This is a genomic window from Pseudomonas sp. LBUM1656 (assembly GCF_059716065.1).
In genome coordinates this window covers 4,330,835-4,348,028 of sequence record NZ_CP166800.1, presented here as the reverse complement: position 1 = coordinate 4,348,028, position 17,194 = coordinate 4,330,835, and the positions used below count along the sequence as shown (strand labels likewise).

Genomic DNA, 17,194 nt, shown 5'->3' with positions numbered 1-17,194 from the left:
TAGACGCAACACCACAGAAAAACCGGAAAAAAATCCCGCAAACCGCGAACTTATTTGCTATCGCGAGCGTGCGGGACCGTTTTTGCCTTGATTAAACACGCTGCAGGGTCGTATCAGGCTGAGTTGAGGGCCGTCATTACTTGTCCGGCTTCCATGCGCACCAACTGGTCAGCAACGTCGAAATATCGGTCGTCGTGAGAGATCACGATGATCGTCTTGCCCAGGCGCTTGAGGTCTGGAAGCAGCTCGGTGTAGAAAATTCGCCGGAATGTCGGGTCCTGGTCGGCCGCCCATTCGTCGAACACCAACACCGGCCGTTCTTCGAGCCAGGCGTTGACCAGCGCCAGCCGCTTGCGCTGGCCGGTGGAAAGGTCAGTCGTGGTGAAGCTGCCGTCCTGGACGCTGACCTTGTGGGCAATTTCCAGGCGTTGCAGATATTTGTTCGCGTCTTCGGGAATGTGCGTGTCGCCCTGCACCACGTCGTCGAACAGGTAGTAGTCGGCTAAGATCGTGGTGAACAACTGACGGTAATCGTCGCGGTTGAGAGCGCTGATGATTTCCCCGTTGAGGCGGATTTCCCCTTGCTGCGGTGGGTAAAGTCCCAACAGCAATTTGATCAGGGTGGTCTTGCCGCAACCGTTCTCGCCGACGATGAAGATGATGTCGCCCTGTTCGATTTTCAGGTTGACCGGCCCCAGGGAAAAGGCGTTGCTGCCCGGTGCGGCAGGGAAGGTGTAACGCACATCGTGGAGTTCCAGGCTGTGCACCGGCGAAGCTTTTTTACCCTGGTCGCTGAGTAGCAGGTGCGGTTCCGGCGAAGAGAATTGCTCGGACAGTTCGGCAATGCGGCGGAAGGCGATCTGCGCACGACTGACAATCGGCAATGTGCCGACCAGGTGTTCCAGTGGCCCTTTCATGTACAGCAGCACCAGGACAAAACCGCTCATCACCGATTGGTCAGCGCTCGGCCAGAACGATTGCAGGGCCAGTGCCAGGCCGATGACAACAAAGAACAGCATCGAGCCGAAGGTCTTGGCGATGACGAACGTATTGATCGATTTGATCTGGGTTTTGCAGATGAAGTCGGCCGTACCCTTGATACCCGCGTTGAACATGCGCTGGCGGCGTGGGCGGTGAATGCGCAGTTCCTTGGCGCCTTCAGCAATGGCGTTGTAGTGCTTTTGCAATTCGTCTTCGGCGTCGCGGGCGGCGAAGAAGCCCTTGATGCCGAGGCTCTGGGCGAAGTATTGAATGCCGGTGCCGATAATGATTGCCACCACCATGATCAGAAACATCGGCCACGACAGCATCGCCAGATAGCCCATGCAGCCCAGGGTCACGGTCATGGAAATGGCGAGCGGGGCGAAGGCAAAAGCGAAATCGCTGATGGTGTCGACGTCGTGGGTCAATACCGGAATCAGGCGATGGCTACGGTAGCGTTCGATCTGTTCGATCGGCGCCGAGAGCACTTTTTCGCCCAGTTGCTTACGCAGGGTAGCGATGATGTGCTGGCCGACGTAGTTGGTGCCGATGTCCGAGCAGATCGAACTCAGCAGCGCCACCAGGCACAGACCGCCAAACAGTGCGACGACGCCCTGGGTCAGGCCGGTGTCCGAATGAAGGGCATTGTTGATGGTCGCCAGCAGCACGGTGACACTCAGACCGCCGACCATGCCAAGGATAATGGAGATCGCGACGACGAGCCGGAAGGGTTTGAGTAGGGTGAACAATTCATGAATTGCACCGCGCGTAGGCTGGGTCATGAGAGAACAGTTCCTTGGGTATAAAGGCAGATACCCAGTAGAACGTCTGATCGAAGGGTTTATTTACAAGGTCGCCGACTGGTGGTGAAGGCGGACTAACATTCACCACAAATCTCTGGTCAAAAAAATGCCCGCATCTCACGACACGGGCATTTTTCATTTCAGCTCACGACTCAGAAGTCGTACTTCGCGGTGACCTGCACGTTGCGCGGCTCGCCGTAGAACGTGGTATCGAAGTTGCCCAGGCCCGTCAGGTAGTTCTTGTCGAAGACGTTGTTGGCATTGACGGTGAAGCTCAGGTGGTCGTCGAACTGGTAACGGGTCATCAGGTCCACGAGGGTGTAGCCACCTTGCTTGATCTGCGTGTAGTCGCCCGCGCTGGCGCTGTAGATCTTGCCGTAGAACGCGCTCTGCCAGCTCACGCCGCCACCGACGGTGAACTTGTTCATCATGCCCGGCAGACGGTAGGTGGTGAAGGTACGCACCACGTGTTCAGGGCGGGTGGTGGACAGCGGGTAGCCGAAGATCCGTTGCTCGTCCTGGTCACGGGTACGGGCGTAGGTGTAGCCGGCGGACAGGTTCCAGCCCTCGGCCAGTTCACCGGCCAGTTCCAGTTCCACGCCTTTTGTGGTTGCGCCGTCGATGGCTTTGTAGATGCCTTCGTTGGTGACCGGGTTGGTGCCGATCGATTGGGCGACGTTGTCCTGCTCGATACGGAAGAAGGCCAGGCTGGCGTTCAGCTTGCCTTCGAAGTAGGCCGCTTTCAGGCCGGTCTCGTAAGCGCTGCCTTCAACCGGCTCCAGGTTCGAACCGTTGGCGTCCTTGTAGATTTGCGGCTGGTAGATATTGGTGTAGCTGGCGTACGCGGAGTACGTGTCGTTGAGGTCGTAAACCACGCCGGCGTAAGGGGTGACGACGCCATGTTCCTTGTAGCTGGCGTGGGTGTCGGTCAGGCTGGCGCCCGGGTTGTAGCGGTAGTCTTCGTTGTACTTGAAGGTGCTCAGACGGGTGCCGAGGATGAACGACAAGTCGTCGGTCGGACGCAGGCGCGTGGCCAGGTAAACGCCGTTCTGGCTCTGGGTGCGTTCGTATTTGCCGTTCTTCGGGAATTCCTGTTTCGGGAGTTCGCCGTTCCAGTCATAGATGCTGCCCGGCACTTGGCCAGACGCGCTGGTGTCGTAAGTCGAACCGGTCTGGCGCGAGTGGGACGCCATGACACCGGCGACCAGTTCGTGCTCGCGACCGCCGAGGCTGAACGGACCAGAGACGTTCACGTCAGCGGTGTTCTGCACGCGATGGCCTTCCCAGCGACCCCAGTAAAGGAACATGCCTTCACCGGTGGCGCGGTTCGGGTTACCGCCACTGGCCGAGGCCAGTTGAGTGTCGTGATCGGTGGTTTTCTGGTCCAGGCTGACTTTGAGTTTCCAGTCATTGGCCAGTGCTTGTTCCAGCGATGCGAAGTAGGTGGTGCTGTCGAAATCACGACGGCTCCAGTCGGCAGCCGGGTTGAAGTGGCGCGGGAACTCGGTACGGCCGCCATCGGCGAAATACGTCGGGTTGCCGGTCCAGGACGAACCGCGCGGGGTCGCGCTGGACTTGTCGATGCCGAAGGTCAGCAGGGTGTCGTCGGTCAGGTCGGCTTCGAGGACGCCGTAGAACAGGTCTTTCTTCTGGCTGTAGTGATCGAGGTACGAGTTAGCGTCCTGGTACGTGGTCACGAAGCGACCGCGGACATTGCCCGAATCGGTCAGCGAACCGGAAATGTCGCCTTCAGCCCGGTATTTGTCCCAGCGGCCGGCGGTGGCGCTGACCGAGGCCTTGAATTCCTTGGTCGGCTTCTTGCGGATCAGGTTGACCGTGGCGGACGGGTCGCCAGTGCCGGTCATCAGGCCGGTAGCGCCCTTGATGACTTCGATGTGGTCCAGGCTGGCCGAGTCGTCGCTGTTGTTCGGGTTTTCACCGTACACACCGTCGTAGAGGGTGTTGACGCCATCGTACTGGAAGTTGGTGATGGCCTGGCCACGGGCGGAAAATTCGGTACGGTCGCTGTCGTATTTCTGCGACGTGATGCCGGGGGTGTTGCGCAAAGCATCGCCGACGCTCTGTGCACCGCGATCGTCCATTTGCTGACGGGTCACCACGGTCACCGATTGCGGGGTTTCGCGAAGGGTCAGCGGCAGCTTGGTCGCGGTGGTGGTGGCGCCGGTGGTGTACGAATGGGTGTCTTCAGTGGTCAGGCCCAGGGCCTGGCCGGAAATCGTGGTTGCGCCCAATTGCAGGCCCGAACCGCCGCCGGATACCAGCGTGACGGTGTTGCCATTGATCTGGAACGAAATGCCGGTGCCTTTGAGCAAGGCGCTCAGGGCCTCGGACGGCTCCAGCGAACCGGACACTGCACGGGCATTGATACCCGCAACCTGATCCGGGCTGTAGAGGATCTGCAGGTTGGTCTGCATGCCCAGCTCGGTCAGCGCGTTGGAAAGCGGCTGCACGGCAATGTTCACTTTGACGGGTGCAGCATAGGCCATCGAGCTCCCCAGCAAGGTGGCGGTCAGCAGTACGCGGGTGAACAGGGTGCGATGCAATGTCGGGCGCTGTACGGCCAACGCGAGAGGTGTGCGGCGTGGTTGAGGTCGCATTACTTACCTGAGTTCCTGAAAAGTGTTGTGCAGATTTTTGTTAATAAGAATGATTATTGGACGCGGCACGAGTAGGAAACCGGATAGAGACCGTCAAATAAATTTCAGAAAGATGAACTGACGCAGTTCTGTGGCAAGAGGGTCGCTGTAGCGAGGGGGCTTGTCGGAACGCCCATCGCCACAGGAGTCACCTTCACCACACGTGTGGGTTCAGCCCATGGCAATCAGGTCGGAGCAAGCTCGTTGCCACAGGGTGAAGGGATAGACTTTAGAGATCTCGCACGATACGGAACCCCATCCAGTCGCCACGCTCTTGCGGGTACTGGCTGTTGCGGTTGCCCGAGCGGGAGAACACCGGCGCTTCGCCCCAGTCGTTGCCGCGGATGCGCACCGCTTCGCAGTTGGCTTCTAACCACGCACTGCCATCGGTGGGCGCGCCGACGTAGTCCGGATGCTCGCAGTCTTCAACCCATTCGTAGACATTGCCGTGCATGTCGTACATGCCGAACGCATTCGGCGGATAGCTGCCGACCGGCGAGCTGTAGCTGTAACCGTCCGCCGGGCCGTAGGTGTTGGCGTGTTGGCTGATGCTGTATTCCTTGCCTTCATCGAACGGGAAGGGGAACGGTCCTTTGGTGCCACCCCGTGCGGCGTATTCGCGTTGGGCTTCGCTGACCATGTGGTACTTCTGCCCGGTCTTTTTCGAGAGCCAGGCGACGTAGTTCTTCACGTCATCAAAGTTCATGCACACCGCTGGCTGACGCGGGCCCTGCGGGTAACGCGGCTTGCTGGCGACGCACTCGCGACCCGGCCGGGTATCGCCGTTGGCGATGGTCACGCCGCTCTCGCGCACGTAGTTGTCCCATTCACCGGCGGTGACCTGGAAGCGGCTCATGGCGAACGGTTTGGCGAAGGTCACCTCGTGCATCGGACCTTCGTCGGGCTCGCGACCGACTTCATCGTCCGGGGTGCCCATGGTGAAGGTGCCGGCGGGCAGCACGACCATTTCCGGGCAGTCGCGGCAGTCCTTGAAGACTTTGCCGGGGGGCGGGGCGGTGGCTGCCTGCGCGGCGGTTGGCAGCAGGCCGGCGAGGAGGGCGGTCAGGGCGAGTGCCTTGAGCGGCACGGTTAATAGATCTCGGTTCATCTGTCGTCTCGATTTAAAAGAAAACTGGCGTCCCTGTGGCGAGGGAGCATTAGACGGTTTTGCTCAGCACGGCCATGAAGCGGTCGATGTGGTTTTCGGTGTTGAGCAGGCCGGGCGCGATGCGGATTACCGGGCCGACGTCGCGGTCTACCGAGTCGCAGACCACGCGGTTTTCCATCAACTGCACGGCGATTTTTTCGCAGTCGCGGTCCTTGATCCGGAAGAAAGTGAAGCCGGCTGACAGGTCCGGGCTCTTTGGCGTGACCAGTTCGACTTGCGGGTGTTCCAGCAAGCGGTTTTTCGCGTAGGTGTTGAGGGTGTGAATACGCGCCTGCACCTCGGCCTTGCCCAGCTCCAGATGCAGCTTGAACGCCTCGTCCAAGGCCCAGCGGTGTTCAAAACTGTGATAACCGCCGGGGGTCATGATGGTCGAGAACGTGGTCGCTTCGGAGAAGGTCGGAATCGTCGGCGTGACGTCTTTGAGCTCGGCAGAGCGGGCGCAGATGATTCCGGTGCCGCGCGGGCCGAACATCCATTTGTGGGTGCCGGCAATAAAGAAGTCGCAGTGCATGTCGGGAAAGTCGAGGTCTTCGACACCAAAACCGTGCACGCCATCGACCACATAGAGGATGCGGTCCTTTTCCTCACGATTGCGATTCTGCTCCTCCACCAGTTTGCCGATCTCACCGATCGGCAGTTTCACGCCGCTGCCGGACTGCACCCAGGTCATGCCCAGTACGCGGGTTTCGCGGCGGATGCCTTTGGCAATCGAGCCCAGCACCTCATCCGCCGACACCTTGTGGCTGTTCTCGAACAGCTTGAGCTTGCGCACCTTGACCCCATCCTTCTGCTGGCGGTAACCCAAGGCGTAATTGGTGGCGTAGTGTTCGTGCTCGCTGGTGAGGATTTCCTGATCCGGGCGCACATGGATGCCGCCGTAGATCAGCGACAGGCCTTCCGTGGTGCTGCCGGTCAGCGCAATTTGCTCAGGCTTAGTCTTGAGATAACGGCCGGCCCAGACGCGCACCGCCTGCTCGCGCTTTTCCGTTTCGCCCAGGTCCCAGTCCATTGCCAGGCCCGGGTTGCGGTCGAGGTTGGCGCGGTAACGTTCAATCGCCTCACGCACCGGCCGTGGGTGGGACGTCACCAGGAAGTTGGCGAAGTGCAGGTAGTCCGGGTCCTGGTCGAACAACGTACGCAATTGCGCCCATTTGTCCTTGGGCATCGGCTGTGGCGTGGCCGCCAGCGCCGGCAGGTTCACGGCGTTGGCGAGAGGCAGCCCGGCCGCGAGAATACCGGCCTGCTTGAGGAATGAACGGCGGTTGGTCATGAGTTCGGTTCGCTTTGCAAAAATGGCGATCAGTTTTTAGCGACAGGCTTGGAGGACTTCTGCACCTGGTCCCAGACCCGCAGGAAATTCCCGCCCCAGAGCTTGGCGATATCGGCCTCGCCGTAGCCGCGACTGATCAGCTCGGCCGTCACGTTGCGGGCTTCACTGACATCCTTCCAGCCATCCAGACCGCCGCCGTCGTTGAAGTCGGAACTGATGCCGACGTGGTCGATACCGATTTTCTTCACCGCGTAGTCGATCGCGTCGCCGTAGTCCTTGAGCGTGGCTTTCGGTTCTTCGTCAACGATGGCGTAGAGCTGGCTGGCGTACTCGCCGAAACGCTGTTCGGACCAGACGGTGATGATCGGGTCGCCCGGCATCAGCGCCATCTCCAGGCCTTGCAACGGTTGCAGGTCGAAGCGTGCGCGCAGGGCGTTGAGTTTGTCCTGGGTGGCCTGGCTCAGCGGGCGGATGTAGGTCGGGAAGCCGACAATCTGCACCACGCCGCCGCTGTTTTTGATCAGCTGCATTTCCTGGTCGCTGAGGTTGCGCGGGATGTCCACCAGGGCGCGCGGTGCCGAGTGCGAGGCGACCATCGGGGTGCGGCTCAACCGGGCGACCTGCTCCAGGGCCTTGGTCGACATCTGCGAGACGTCGATGATCACGCCGAGATCGTTGAGGCGATGCACCGCTTGTTTGCCGATCTCCGACAGACCACCGAGGGCGTCGCGCGAATCATTAAAGAATGGCAACGGTCGGGATGAATCCGCCCAGGCGTTGTTGCCCACGTAACTGAAACCGAACATGCGCATGCCGCGAGCGGCCCACGTGTCCAGGGCGTTCAGGTCGTTACCCAGCGGATAGGCGTTGAGCATGCTCATGAAGATCGCGAACTTGCCTTCGCCGTGCAGGCGACGGAAATCGTCCGGGGTGTAGGCGATGGCAACCTGGTTGGGGAAGTCGCGAACCATCGTGCTGATAATTTTGTAGCGGGTTTCCTGCTCGAACCGGGCTTCGTCGACGAAACCGGCGGTGGGGCGGTGCGGGGCGTTGGCGCCGTTCCAGATTTCCGGCCAGCCGAAAATCGTCAGGGCGGCGCCGGACAGGCGACCACGGCCGGTCTTGACCAGGTCGAATTGGCCGGTGCCGTCCTTGTCCGCTTCATTGCCGGCGGTGCCGAAGTCCAGCGGGACGGTGACGTGGCTGTCGAAGGAGAGGATGCGCTCTTGCAGCGCATCGGCCTGTTTCATCACCTTGACCGGGTAACCGGGATTGTCCTTGAACCAGTAATCCCAGGCCGCATAGCCTGCCCCGGCACTGATCGCCAGGGCCAGTGGCAGGCCGATGTAGAGAGCCTTTTTCGAACGTGGTTTTGTCATTGCCATCTCAGTCAGGTTCGCCGCCCCGGTGCGGGCGCAGGGGCCTTTGCTATCTGGGAAGAACGATTGGCCCGGTTGGAAATTTAGTGGGGCTGATGACCCCATCGCCAGCCTGCTGGCGATGCTTTTAAATTTTCGGAGACAACAAACGTTCTAGCTTGGATAAAGCCTGCTTCATGGCTGACACAGGTAGGGCAATGACGATTTCTCGACGATGGTTCATGGCGGGCCTGGCGCTGACCGGCGCCGCCGTGCCTGCGGCTTTTTATGGGCATCGCGAATGGACGAAACCGGATCCGACGATCACCCCCGGCGAAGCTTCATTCGACGTGGCGGATGTCGCCGGCCAGCATCTGGCGAATACCTTGCGCGGTGTCTGGCAGATTCGTTTCGAAGGGCGTGACGCTGGTATCGAAGGCCTGCCTCGGGACGGGCTGGAAGTGTTTCTCGACGTCGGCCACAAGGGACGCGGCTTGATCGGGTTTCTCGACACCGCCCAGCGTTTGCGCTCCAACGATGAGCCACGCTACCGAGTTTTGGGCGATCTGGCAGAAGCCAAGCCGGCCGAGTTGAGCTGGCGGCTGGTCAGTGCCAACGCCGCCAACGGCACGCCGGATTACGAATTCAGCATGTCGCTGGACGAAGTCTGGGCCGGTTTCGGCAATGCCGGCAGCGGCACCCTCAGTGGCCGGGTGTTGAACCTCGACCGCCCGCTGATGATGACCGCGCAGGACAATCGCTTCATCGCCGTGAAACGGGTTTTCCCCGAAGCCCGCGAGCGAGCCGGTCTCAATGCGCCGCTGCTGGCCTGGCTGGTGTCCGCCGAGCATCGGCTGTTTCACCAGCTCTGGCATGCCTCGCGGGACAAGTGGCACACCTTGTCCGAAGATAAGCGCAATGCCCTGCGTGGCATCGGCTGGCAGCCCGGTCCGCGGGACAAGGAGCGCGATGCCCGTGGCGCGCGCAAGGATCGCAACGGATCGGGCGTGGACTTTTTCTTCATGCACCGGCACATGCTGGGCACGGCGCGGTCGATGCAGGATTTGCCGTCATGGCAGCACTTCCCCTTGCCGCAGCCGGAACTGGCCCGCGATCGCATCGGCTTTGCCAATTACTGCGACAACCACGACGGCACCGCGCTGCCGCCGACCTGGCTGGCCGACGACGATGCCGAATATTCGCAATGGGTCAGCGACATCAAGACCGCCGAGACGTACCACAGCAACTTCCAGGTCTGGGAGTCGCGCTACCGTGATCCGCGTTATCTATCAAAATTGACGTTGGGGCAGTTCGGTTCAGAAGTCGAATTAAGGCTGCACGACTGGCTGCACATGCGCTGGGCCTCGGTGCCCCGTGATCCGTCCAATGGCCAGCCGGTGCCGTTTGCCCGGGATCCGGCAGACTTCTCGGCGCGCTGGTATGCGCCGGAAAACGACTTCCTCGGCGACCCGTTTTCCTCCCACGTGAACCCGGTGTTCTGGCATTTCCACGGCTGGATCGATGATCGCCTGGAAGACTGGTTCCGCGCCCATGAGCGCTTTCATCCGGGAGAGGTCAGTCGGCTTGAGGTCAATGGCGTGGCGTGGTTCGCGCCGGGGCGTTGGGTCGAGGTGGCTGATCCGTGGCTGGGGCCGAGCACCCATGGTTGCAGCACGACGCCGGGGTTGCAGACCGGCAAGTCGGTTGAGATGGACCCGGAAACCATGAAGTTAGCTTTGCGCATCACCTTTGGCGAGGACGAGAAGAAACTGGCGGACCTGTTCCGCAAAGTGCCACAGCGGCCTTGGTATGCGCGGCATTTGAAGGCCAAGCCGATCTCTACCTGATCGTTCCCACGCTCTGCGTGGGAATGCATCAACGGACGCTCCGCGTTCGGCTCTCGATGGGACGCAGAGCGTCCCGGGCTGCATTCCCACGCGGACGGTTCGACGCCTCGACGTGGGAACGATCAACTCAAATCACAGAACCTGCCACCCACCACCCAGCGCCTTGTACAGGGCAATACTCGCCTGCAACCGCGATAACCTCAGCTGCACATTCAAATCCTGCGCCGCATACAACGTGCGCTGGGTCTCCAGCACCGTCAACAAATCCTCGGCCCCGGCCTGATAACGGCTCTGCGCGATATTGAACGCGGTCTGCGCCTGGTTCAGTTCCTCGCTTTGCCACTGGCGCTGTGCATCCAGCCCGCGAATGCTATTGAGGGCTTTTTCCACGTCGGCGAAGCCATTGATGATCGCCCCGCGATAGGTCTCCAGCAGTTCTTCCTGGCGGGCCGTGGCTTTATCGCGCTCGGCACTCAGGCGACCATTGTTGAACACCGGCGCAAGCAATCCGGCGGTGAGGTTGTAGAAAGGGTTGCGCAGCATGTCCGCGGCCCGATCCGCGCCCGAGCCCAGTTCCGCGCTCAACGTGACCTTCGGCAACATGGCAGCGCGGGCGACGGTGACATTGGCTTGCGCAGCGGCCAGCTGTGCTTCGGCGCGGGCGATGTCCGGGCGCCGGGTGAGCAGTTCACTGGGCGCGCCCGCCGCGATGCTCGGCCATGACAGCTGATCGAAGCGTTCCTGACCCAGCGCCAGTTCCTGAACCGGTCGGCCGAGCAGGGCGGCCAGACCGATCAAAGCCTCCTGAGCCTGCTGCTGCACCAGCGGCAATTGCCGTTGTTGCGCCGCCACCAGGCTCTTCTGCTGCGCCAGTTCCAGGGCCGTTGCCGAGCCTGAGTCAAAACGGGTCTGCACCAGTCTCAACACGTTCTGCGCGTTCGCCAGGTTCAGCTCGGCGATGCGGCTTTGCTCACGCAGCGACAAAGCCTGCGCGTAGGTAGTGGCGACGCCGCTGAGCAGCGTCAATTCCACGGTGGCCTGATCAAACTCGCTGGCCTGCAAGGCGAATTGCGCGCTGTCACGGGAAGCCCGTTGACCGCCCCAGAAATCGATTTCGTAACTGGCGCTGAGGCTGGCGTTGAAGTAATCGACGGCCTTGTTGTCGCTGTCGGCATCGAGTTGGCTGTAGCCGTTGCCGCGCAGCAGTTTTTGCCGATTGGCGTTCATGGCAGCCTTGAGCTCGGGTAGCTGCGAACCTCCGGCAACCACCGTTTCGGCCTGCGCCTGGCGCACTCGCGCGATGGCCGCGGCCAGGTCGTAACTGCCGACCCGCGCCTGTTCGATCAGTTGATCCAGCTGCGGGCTGCCGAACTGCGTCCACCATTGCAGGTTGCTGCGGGTAGTGCTTTGCGTGTGCGGCGATTGCCAGGAGGAGGGCGGCGCAATGCCGCTGTCCGGGCGCTCGGCGGGCGTGCCGCAGGCGCTGAGCAGCAGGCAGAGGGTCAGTAAACTCAGTTGCGGCTTCATGGAGAGATCATTCACTGGTAAGGGCCGTGACCGGGTCGAGTCGGGCAGCTTTGCGGGCCGGCATGAAGCCGAAGACAACACCGGTGACCAGGGCGCAGCCGAAGGCGCCGAGCACCGCTATCAACGAGAACGCGACAGCGACTTCGCTGAGGATCAGCACGCCGCCGACGATCAGCGCCAGGGCGATCCCGGCGAGGCCGCCCACCACCGACAGCATCACCGCTTCCGTCAGGAACTGACGGAGGATGTCGCGCTGCCGGGCGCCGGTGGCCATGCGGATACCGATCTCCCGGGTTCGCTCGCGCACCGTCATCAGCATGATGTTCATCACGCCGATGCCGCCCACCAGCAGCGAAATCGCGGCAATCGAGCCGAGCATCAGCGACAAAGTGTTTTGCGTGCGTGCTTCGGCCTGAATCATCGCGGCGTTGTTGGTCAGTTCGAAATCCTTCTTGCCGTTGTGCAGGCGCAGCATCAATTGCTCGATGGCGATTTCGGTCTCCTTGACCTTGCGTGCGTCGGCGGCGGCGATGGCCACGTATTCGGGATTGTGGGTGCCGAACAGTCGCACGCTCGCGGCGGAATACGGGATGGCGATACGGTCGTCGCTGTCGGAGTCGCCGGAGCTGGCGCCTTTTTCCGCAAGCACGCCGACCACCTGGAACGGCACGTTCTCAATCAGGATGTATTGGCCGATCGGGTTGGCCACGTCCTTGAGCAACTTGGTCCGCACCTTGTGGCCAATCACTGCGACCGCCGCAGCGTTGCGTTCATCGTCCTGGGTGAAATAGCTGCCTTGCACCACCGGCCAGTTGAAGATCGCCGGGAAGTTGGTGTCGTTGCCGCCGACGTAGCTCAGGTGGTCGAGGTTGCCGAAACGCACCCCGGCTTCCTGGCCGTTGACCGGCATGATCCGCGTCACCTGCGGCAGGCTGCCCACCGCCGCGACGTCATCCAGGGTGACAATACCCAGCGGCGTACGCGGGTTCGGTGAAGAGCCTCCGAGGTAAATGATGTTCGAGCCAAAGGCGCCCATTTGCGCCATCACCTGACGCTTGCTGCCTTCGCCGACGGCCAGCATCACCACCACCGACGCGACGCCGATGATGATGCCAAGCAGTGTCAGCGCCGTGCGGAAGCGGTTGATCCACATGACTCGCCATGCCGCTTGTACCGCGTCGACCAGCTCGCCTTTCCACGCTCCGGTGGCTTGCGCACCTTCGGTCAGGCGCTTGCGCAGATCCACCGCTTGCAGCGCGCCGGGGTTGGCTGACGTTTGCGCTTCAGGATTGTCGTGGGCGCTGTCGCTGATGATCAGCCCGTCGCGAATCTCGATGATGCGTTTGGCCCGGGCCGCGACTTCGCGGTCGTGGGTGATGAGGATCACTACGTGGCCCTGGCTCGCCAGTTCGTCGAGCAGGGTCATCACCTCGGCGCCGCTGTGGCTGTCGAGGGCGCCGGTGGGTTCGTCGGCGAGGATGATGTGGCCGCCGTTCATCAAGGCGCGGGCGATGGATACCCGTTGTTGCTGGCCGCCAGACAGTTGATGCGGACGGTTGCCGGTGCGCGAAGCGAGGCCGAGACGGTCGAGCAGGGCGGCGGCACGGGCGTGGCGTTCGGCGGCCGGGGTGCCGGCATAAATGGCCGGCATCTCGACGTTTTCCTGGGCCGAGCCGGACGGGATCAGGTGATAACCCTGGAACACAAAACCGAAGGCTTCGCGGCGCAGCCAGGCCAGCTCGTCGCTGTCGAGGGCGGCGACGTTTTGCCCGGCGAAACGGTATTCGCCCGATGTCGGACGGTCGAGGCAACCGAGGATGTTCATCAGCGTCGATTTGCCGGAACCGGAGGCACCGACAATTGCCACGAATTCTCCGGCGTGGATCGACAGGTCGATGCCGCGCAGCACGTGAACTTCCGGTGAATCGCCGCCGCCGTAGGCTTTGCGGATGTCCTGCAGGTCAATCAGGGGCGTCTGCATTCAGCCGCCACTCCCGTCAGCCGGGCCGATCAGCAGGTGATCGCCTTCCTGCAAACCATCGAGGATCTGCACCCGTAGTCGATCGCTGATGCCGGTGCGCACGTCGCGCTGCTGGATGCTGCCGTTTTTGGCCACGACCTGGGCGATTTGCCTATTCGCTTCAGTGCCGGTCTGCAACGCCGCGACCGGCGCGGTCAGGGTGTTTTTCGCCTGATCGGAAACGAAGAAGACCTGGGCCGTCATTTCCGCCATCAACGTGTTGTCGGCGTTATCGACGTCCAGCAACACCGTGTACAGCACCACGCGCGCGCTGCCGCTTTTGCTCGAACTGGCCGGGCTGCCGCCGCCCTGGCTGGTCTGGTCCAGCGGCTTGGGCGGCACCGGCAGAATCTGCCGCACGGTGCTGCTCCAGCGTCGGTTGCCGCCACTGAGGGTGGTGAACCACGCGCTCATGCCGGGTTTGACGTGGCCGATGTCGGCTTCCGAGACTTCGGCCCACACCGTCATCGGCGACAACTTGGCGATGCGCAGGATCAACGGGGTTTGCTGCTGGGCGTTGAGGGTCTGGCCGACCCGAGCGTCGAGGGCGACCACGGTGCCGGCCATCGGTGCGTAAATCCGCGTGTAACCGAGTTCGGCCTGATCGCTGCGCAGGCTGGCCTGGGCCTGACGGATCTGCGCCTGGAACATGTCGATGCGGGCCTGGGTGGCGCGCAGTTCGGCCTGGGCGGTTTGCACGTCTTCTTCGCGGGTCGCGCCACCGGCCTTGAGGTTTTGCTGACGCTGGAACTTCTGCCGGGCCAGATCGTGCTGGGCCCGTTGTTCCTGGAGCTGCGCCTTGAGGTTCTCGATGGAGAAGCGTCCGGCGTCGAGTTTGGCCTGCTGGGTAGACGGATCGATCTCCACCAGTAGCTGGCCTTCCTTGACCACGTCGCCGACTTCCACGTGAATCTTCTGGATCTGCCCGGACGCCTGGGCGCCGACGTCGACATAACGCCGCGGTTGCAGGGTGCCCAACGCGGTGACGCTGCTTTCAATGTCGCCACGGCTGACTTGCACGGTGGCGAATTTATCCCGGCCCGGCGGGATTACTTGCCAGGCGGCGATGGCGATAACGGGGATCACACAAAGTGCTACAAGCAGGGCGCGTCGGGTCTGTCGGGGACGTTTCATGCAGGGTTCCGGCCAATGGATATCGGCCCGTCGTTCAATCTGCGCACAAAAACCGGCGACAGCCGAACGCTGTCGGGGAGCCGACAGACACGGGGAGCTGTCCTGTAAACGAGGAAAGTGGCGGGGAATTTAAGCGCGGACACATAGCGTTACAGGTGTAGCACAAGACTATTTATCGGGTAAGTCAAACCAGTACTTTAAATCTATATGAGAATTACTATAAATTACGCGGCTTGAACTGCCACCATCTTGCCACTGCCTATTTCGGCGGTCGCCGAGGTGGCTCAAGGACAAAACCGCACCCTGTGCGGCCGGGAGTCATGTTGGAAAACTACTATCGCGAGCTGGTGTGTTTCCTGAACGCCAAGCTAGGCAACCGTCAGGTGGCCGAAGATGTGGTGCATGACGCTTATCTGCGGGTACTGGAGCGTTCCAGTGACACGCCGATCGAGCAGCCCCGGGCATTCCTTTATCGCACTGCGCTGAACCTGGTGATCGACGATCATCGGCGCAATGCCTTGCGCCAGGTCGAGTCGCTGGACGTGCTCGACAACGAAGAACGCTACTTCACGCCATCCCCGCACAACTGCCTCGATCACGGCCAACGCCTGGAAATGCTCCAGCGTGCCTTGGCGGAATTGCCACGGCTGTGTCGCGAAAGTTTTCTGCTGCGCAAAATCGATGGCCTGTCGCATCAGGAAATCGCAGAACACCTCGGCATCTCCCGCGCGCTGGTAGAGAAGCACATCGTCAATGCCATGAAGCACTGCCGCGTACGGATGCGCCAGTGGGACGCCCATTGATCCCTTCTCTCTAAATTTTTTTTCATTGTCCTCGTTCCTACTCAACAGACGACCTGCTGTCTCGCATCAGGTCACTTAGGCTTATTCCCCTTGTTGAGGGGTTCATCCAGAGGACACTGGAAATGACACAGGCAATTGCATCGCCCATCGTTCACGACCTGATCGGCGTCGGTTTCGGCCCTTCGAACCTGGCGCTGGCCATCGCTCTGCAAGAGCGCGGGCCGAGCCAGGGCGAGCTGGATGTACTGTTTCTCGACAAGCAGCCCAACTACAGCTGGCACGGCAATACCCTGTCGACCCAGAGCGAGCTGCAGATTTCCTTCCTCAAGGACCTGGTGACCCTGCGCAATCCGACCAGCCCGTATTCGTTCGTCAACTACCTCAAGCATCACGGCCGTCTGGTGGACTTCATCAACCTCGGTACGTTCTATCCGTGCCGCATGGAGTACAACGACTACCTGCGCTGGGTCGCCGGCCAGTTTGAAGCCCAGAGCCGTTACGGCGAAGAGGTGCTGACCATCGAGCCGGTGCTGCACAACCAGCAGGTCGAGGCGCTGCGGGTCATCTCTCGCGACGCCACGGGTCATCAACACGTACGCACAACTCGTTCGGTGGTGGTCAGCACCGGCGGTACGGCGCGCATTCCCGAAGCGTTCAAGGCGCTCAAGGATGACGGCCGCGTGTTCCACCATTCGCAATACCTGGCTCAGATGGCCAAGCAGCCGTGCGTGAACAATCAACCGATGAGCATCGCGATCATCGGTGGCGGCCAGAGCGCGGCGGAAGCTTTCATCGATCTGAACGACAGCTTCCCGTCGGTGCAGGTGGACATGATCCTGCGTGGCTCGGCGCTGAAGCCGGCGGATGACAGCCCGTTCGTCAACGAAGTGTTCTCGCCGGAGTTCACCGACTTGGTGTTCCAGCAGGCGAGCAGCGAGCGCGAGCGCCTGGTCAACGAGTACCACAACACCAACTATTCGGTGGTGGACATCGACCTGATCGAACGCATCTACGGCATCTTCTATCGCCAGAAAGTTTCGGGCATCGCGCGTCATACCTTCCGTACCCTGACCACCGTTGAAAAAGCCACCGCCACCGAGCGCGGCATCGAGCTGGCGGTGCGCAACAATGCCACCGGTGAAGTGACGGTTCGTCTCTACGATGCCGTGGTCCTGGCCACCGGTTACGAACGCCAGATGCACCGCAAGCTGCTGGCGCCGCTGGAGCAATACCTGGGTGATTTCGAGGTGGATCGCAACTACAAACTGATCACCGACGAGCGCTGCAAGGCCGGCATTTATATGCAGGGCTTCTGCCAGGCGAGCCATGGTTTGAGCGACACCCTGTTGTCGATCCTGCCGATTCGGGCGGATGAGATTGCCGGTTCCTTGTATGACCATGGCAAGAACCGTGGGCATAGCCGGTCAGTGGTGGATTTGTTGCTAGCGACTGCCAGCTAAATCTTCGGCGCCTGTCAGGCCGCCATCGCGAGCAGGCTCGCTCCCACATTTGACCTCTGTCTTACACTGAATCTGTGTTCACTGGAGATCCAATGTGGGAGCGGGCTTGCTCGCGAAGAGGCCCTGAAGGGCAGCACAAAACTTGAAAGCTGAACCCTTCCTGAAG

11 protein-coding genes are annotated in these 17,194 nt (G+C 61.4%); 3 read left to right on the top strand and 8 right to left on the bottom strand.

The features are described from left to right. Positions 1 to 113 precede the first annotated feature (113 nt). The 5 genes from ACA072_RS19650 to pvdM all read right to left on the bottom strand — a co-directional run bounded on the left by ACA072_RS19650 (position 114) and on the right by pvdM (position 8,258). Positions 114 to 1,763, bottom strand: coding sequence for a cyclic peptide export ABC transporter (locus tag ACA072_RS19650; RefSeq protein WP_497619983.1), 1,650 nt, complete (start codon positions 1,761 to 1,763; stop codon positions 114 to 116). Positions 1,764 to 1,936: 173 nt separating this feature from the next. Then, complete coding sequence (locus ACA072_RS19645; RefSeq protein WP_497619980.1) at positions 1,937 to 4,402, bottom strand: TonB-dependent siderophore receptor; 2,466 nt, start codon at positions 4,400 to 4,402, stop codon at positions 1,937 to 1,939. Between the two features lie 268 nt (positions 4,403 to 4,670). Continuing rightward, positions 4,671 to 5,549: a dihydropyoverdine dehydrogenase gene (pvdO, locus tag ACA072_RS19640; RefSeq protein WP_497619979.1), complete on the bottom strand. Its 879-nt coding sequence runs from the start codon at positions 5,547 to 5,549 to the stop codon at positions 4,671 to 4,673. A gap of 49 nt (positions 5,550 to 5,598) precedes the next feature. Next, entirely contained in the window at positions 5,599 to 6,879 is a 1,281-nt protein-coding gene (gene pvdN, locus ACA072_RS19635) for a pyoverdine-tailoring periplasmic protein PvdN (protein WP_497619978.1), read from the bottom strand. Positions 6,880 to 6,908: 29 nt separating this feature from the next. Next, positions 6,909 to 8,258, bottom strand: coding sequence for a pyoverdine-tailoring dipeptidase-like protein PvdM (gene pvdM, locus ACA072_RS19630; protein ID WP_497619977.1), 1,350 nt, complete (start codon positions 8,256 to 8,258; stop codon positions 6,909 to 6,911). Between the two features lie 197 nt (positions 8,259 to 8,455). Here pvdM and pvdP point away from each other — a divergent pair, with 197 nt between their 5' ends. Then, entirely contained in the window at positions 8,456 to 10,084 is a 1,629-nt protein-coding gene (pvdP, locus tag ACA072_RS19625) for a pyoverdine maturation tyrosinase PvdP (protein ID WP_497619976.1), read from the top strand. Between the two features lie 132 nt (positions 10,085 to 10,216). Here the strand turns inward: pvdP and ACA072_RS19620 are convergent, their stop codons facing one another. Genes ACA072_RS19620 through ACA072_RS19610 form a run of 3 tightly spaced genes read right to left on the bottom strand, consistent with a single transcriptional unit; the run spans position 10,217 to position 14,765 of the window. Continuing rightward, positions 10,217 to 11,611 carry an efflux transporter outer membrane subunit gene (locus tag ACA072_RS19620; RefSeq protein WP_497619975.1) on the bottom strand — a complete coding sequence of 465 codons (1,395 nt, stop codon included), beginning with the start codon at positions 11,609 to 11,611 and terminating at the stop codon, positions 10,217 to 10,219. Between the two features lie 7 nt (positions 11,612 to 11,618). After that, positions 11,619 to 13,592 (bottom strand): MacB family efflux pump subunit, encoded by a 1,974-nt coding sequence (locus ACA072_RS19615; protein WP_497619974.1) that lies wholly within the window; start codon positions 13,590 to 13,592, stop codon positions 11,619 to 11,621. Beyond that, positions 13,593 to 14,765, bottom strand: coding sequence for an efflux RND transporter periplasmic adaptor subunit (locus tag ACA072_RS19610; RefSeq protein ID WP_497619973.1), 1,173 nt, complete (start codon positions 14,763 to 14,765; stop codon positions 13,593 to 13,595). It lies immediately after the preceding gene. Between the two features lie 320 nt (positions 14,766 to 15,085). On the opposite strand from ACA072_RS19610, the gene ACA072_RS19605 reads away from it, so the two are divergent. Both ACA072_RS19605 and ACA072_RS19600 read left to right on the top strand, forming a co-directional pair. Next, entirely contained in the window at positions 15,086 to 15,568 is a 483-nt protein-coding gene (locus tag ACA072_RS19605; RefSeq protein WP_497619972.1) for a sigma-70 family RNA polymerase sigma factor, read from the top strand. Positions 15,569 to 15,690: 122 nt separating this feature from the next. Then, entirely contained in the window at positions 15,691 to 17,028 is a 1,338-nt protein-coding gene (locus ACA072_RS19600; protein WP_497619970.1) for a lysine N(6)-hydroxylase/L-ornithine N(5)-oxygenase family protein, read from the top strand. The last annotated feature ends 166 nt before the right edge of the window (positions 17,029 to 17,194 follow it).

Coding starts and splice junctions, on each gene's coding strand:
- ACA072_RS19605 (WP_497619972.1), top strand. CDS start 15,086: ATGTTGGAAAACTACTATCGCGAGCTGGTGTGTTTCCTGAACGCCAAG.
- ACA072_RS19620 (WP_497619975.1), bottom strand. CDS start 11,611: ATGAAGCCGCAACTGAGTTTACTGACCCTCTGCCTGCTGCTCAGCGCC.
- pvdO (WP_497619979.1), bottom strand. CDS start 5,549: ATGAACCGAGATCTATTAACCGTGCCGCTCAAGGCACTCGCCCTGACC.
- ACA072_RS19600 (WP_497619970.1), top strand. CDS start 15,691: ATGACACAGGCAATTGCATCGCCCATCGTTCACGACCTGATCGGCGTC.
- ACA072_RS19645 (WP_497619980.1), bottom strand. CDS start 4,402: ATGCGACCTCAACCACGCCGCACACCTCTCGCGTTGGCCGTACAGCGC.
- ACA072_RS19615 (WP_497619974.1), bottom strand. CDS start 13,592: ATGCAGACGCCCCTGATTGACCTGCAGGACATCCGCAAAGCCTACGGC.
- pvdN (WP_497619978.1), bottom strand. CDS start 6,879: ATGACCAACCGCCGTTCATTCCTCAAGCAGGCCGGTATTCTCGCGGCC.
- ACA072_RS19610 (WP_497619973.1), bottom strand. CDS start 14,765: ATGAAACGTCCCCGACAGACCCGACGCGCCCTGCTTGTAGCACTTTGT.
- pvdM (WP_497619977.1), bottom strand. CDS start 8,258: ATGACAAAACCACGTTCGAAAAAGGCTCTCTACATCGGCCTGCCACTG.
- pvdP (WP_497619976.1), top strand. CDS start 8,456: ATGACGATTTCTCGACGATGGTTCATGGCGGGCCTGGCGCTGACCGGC.
- ACA072_RS19650 (WP_497619983.1), bottom strand. CDS start 1,763: ATGACCCAGCCTACGCGCGGTGCAATTCATGAATTGTTCACCCTACTC.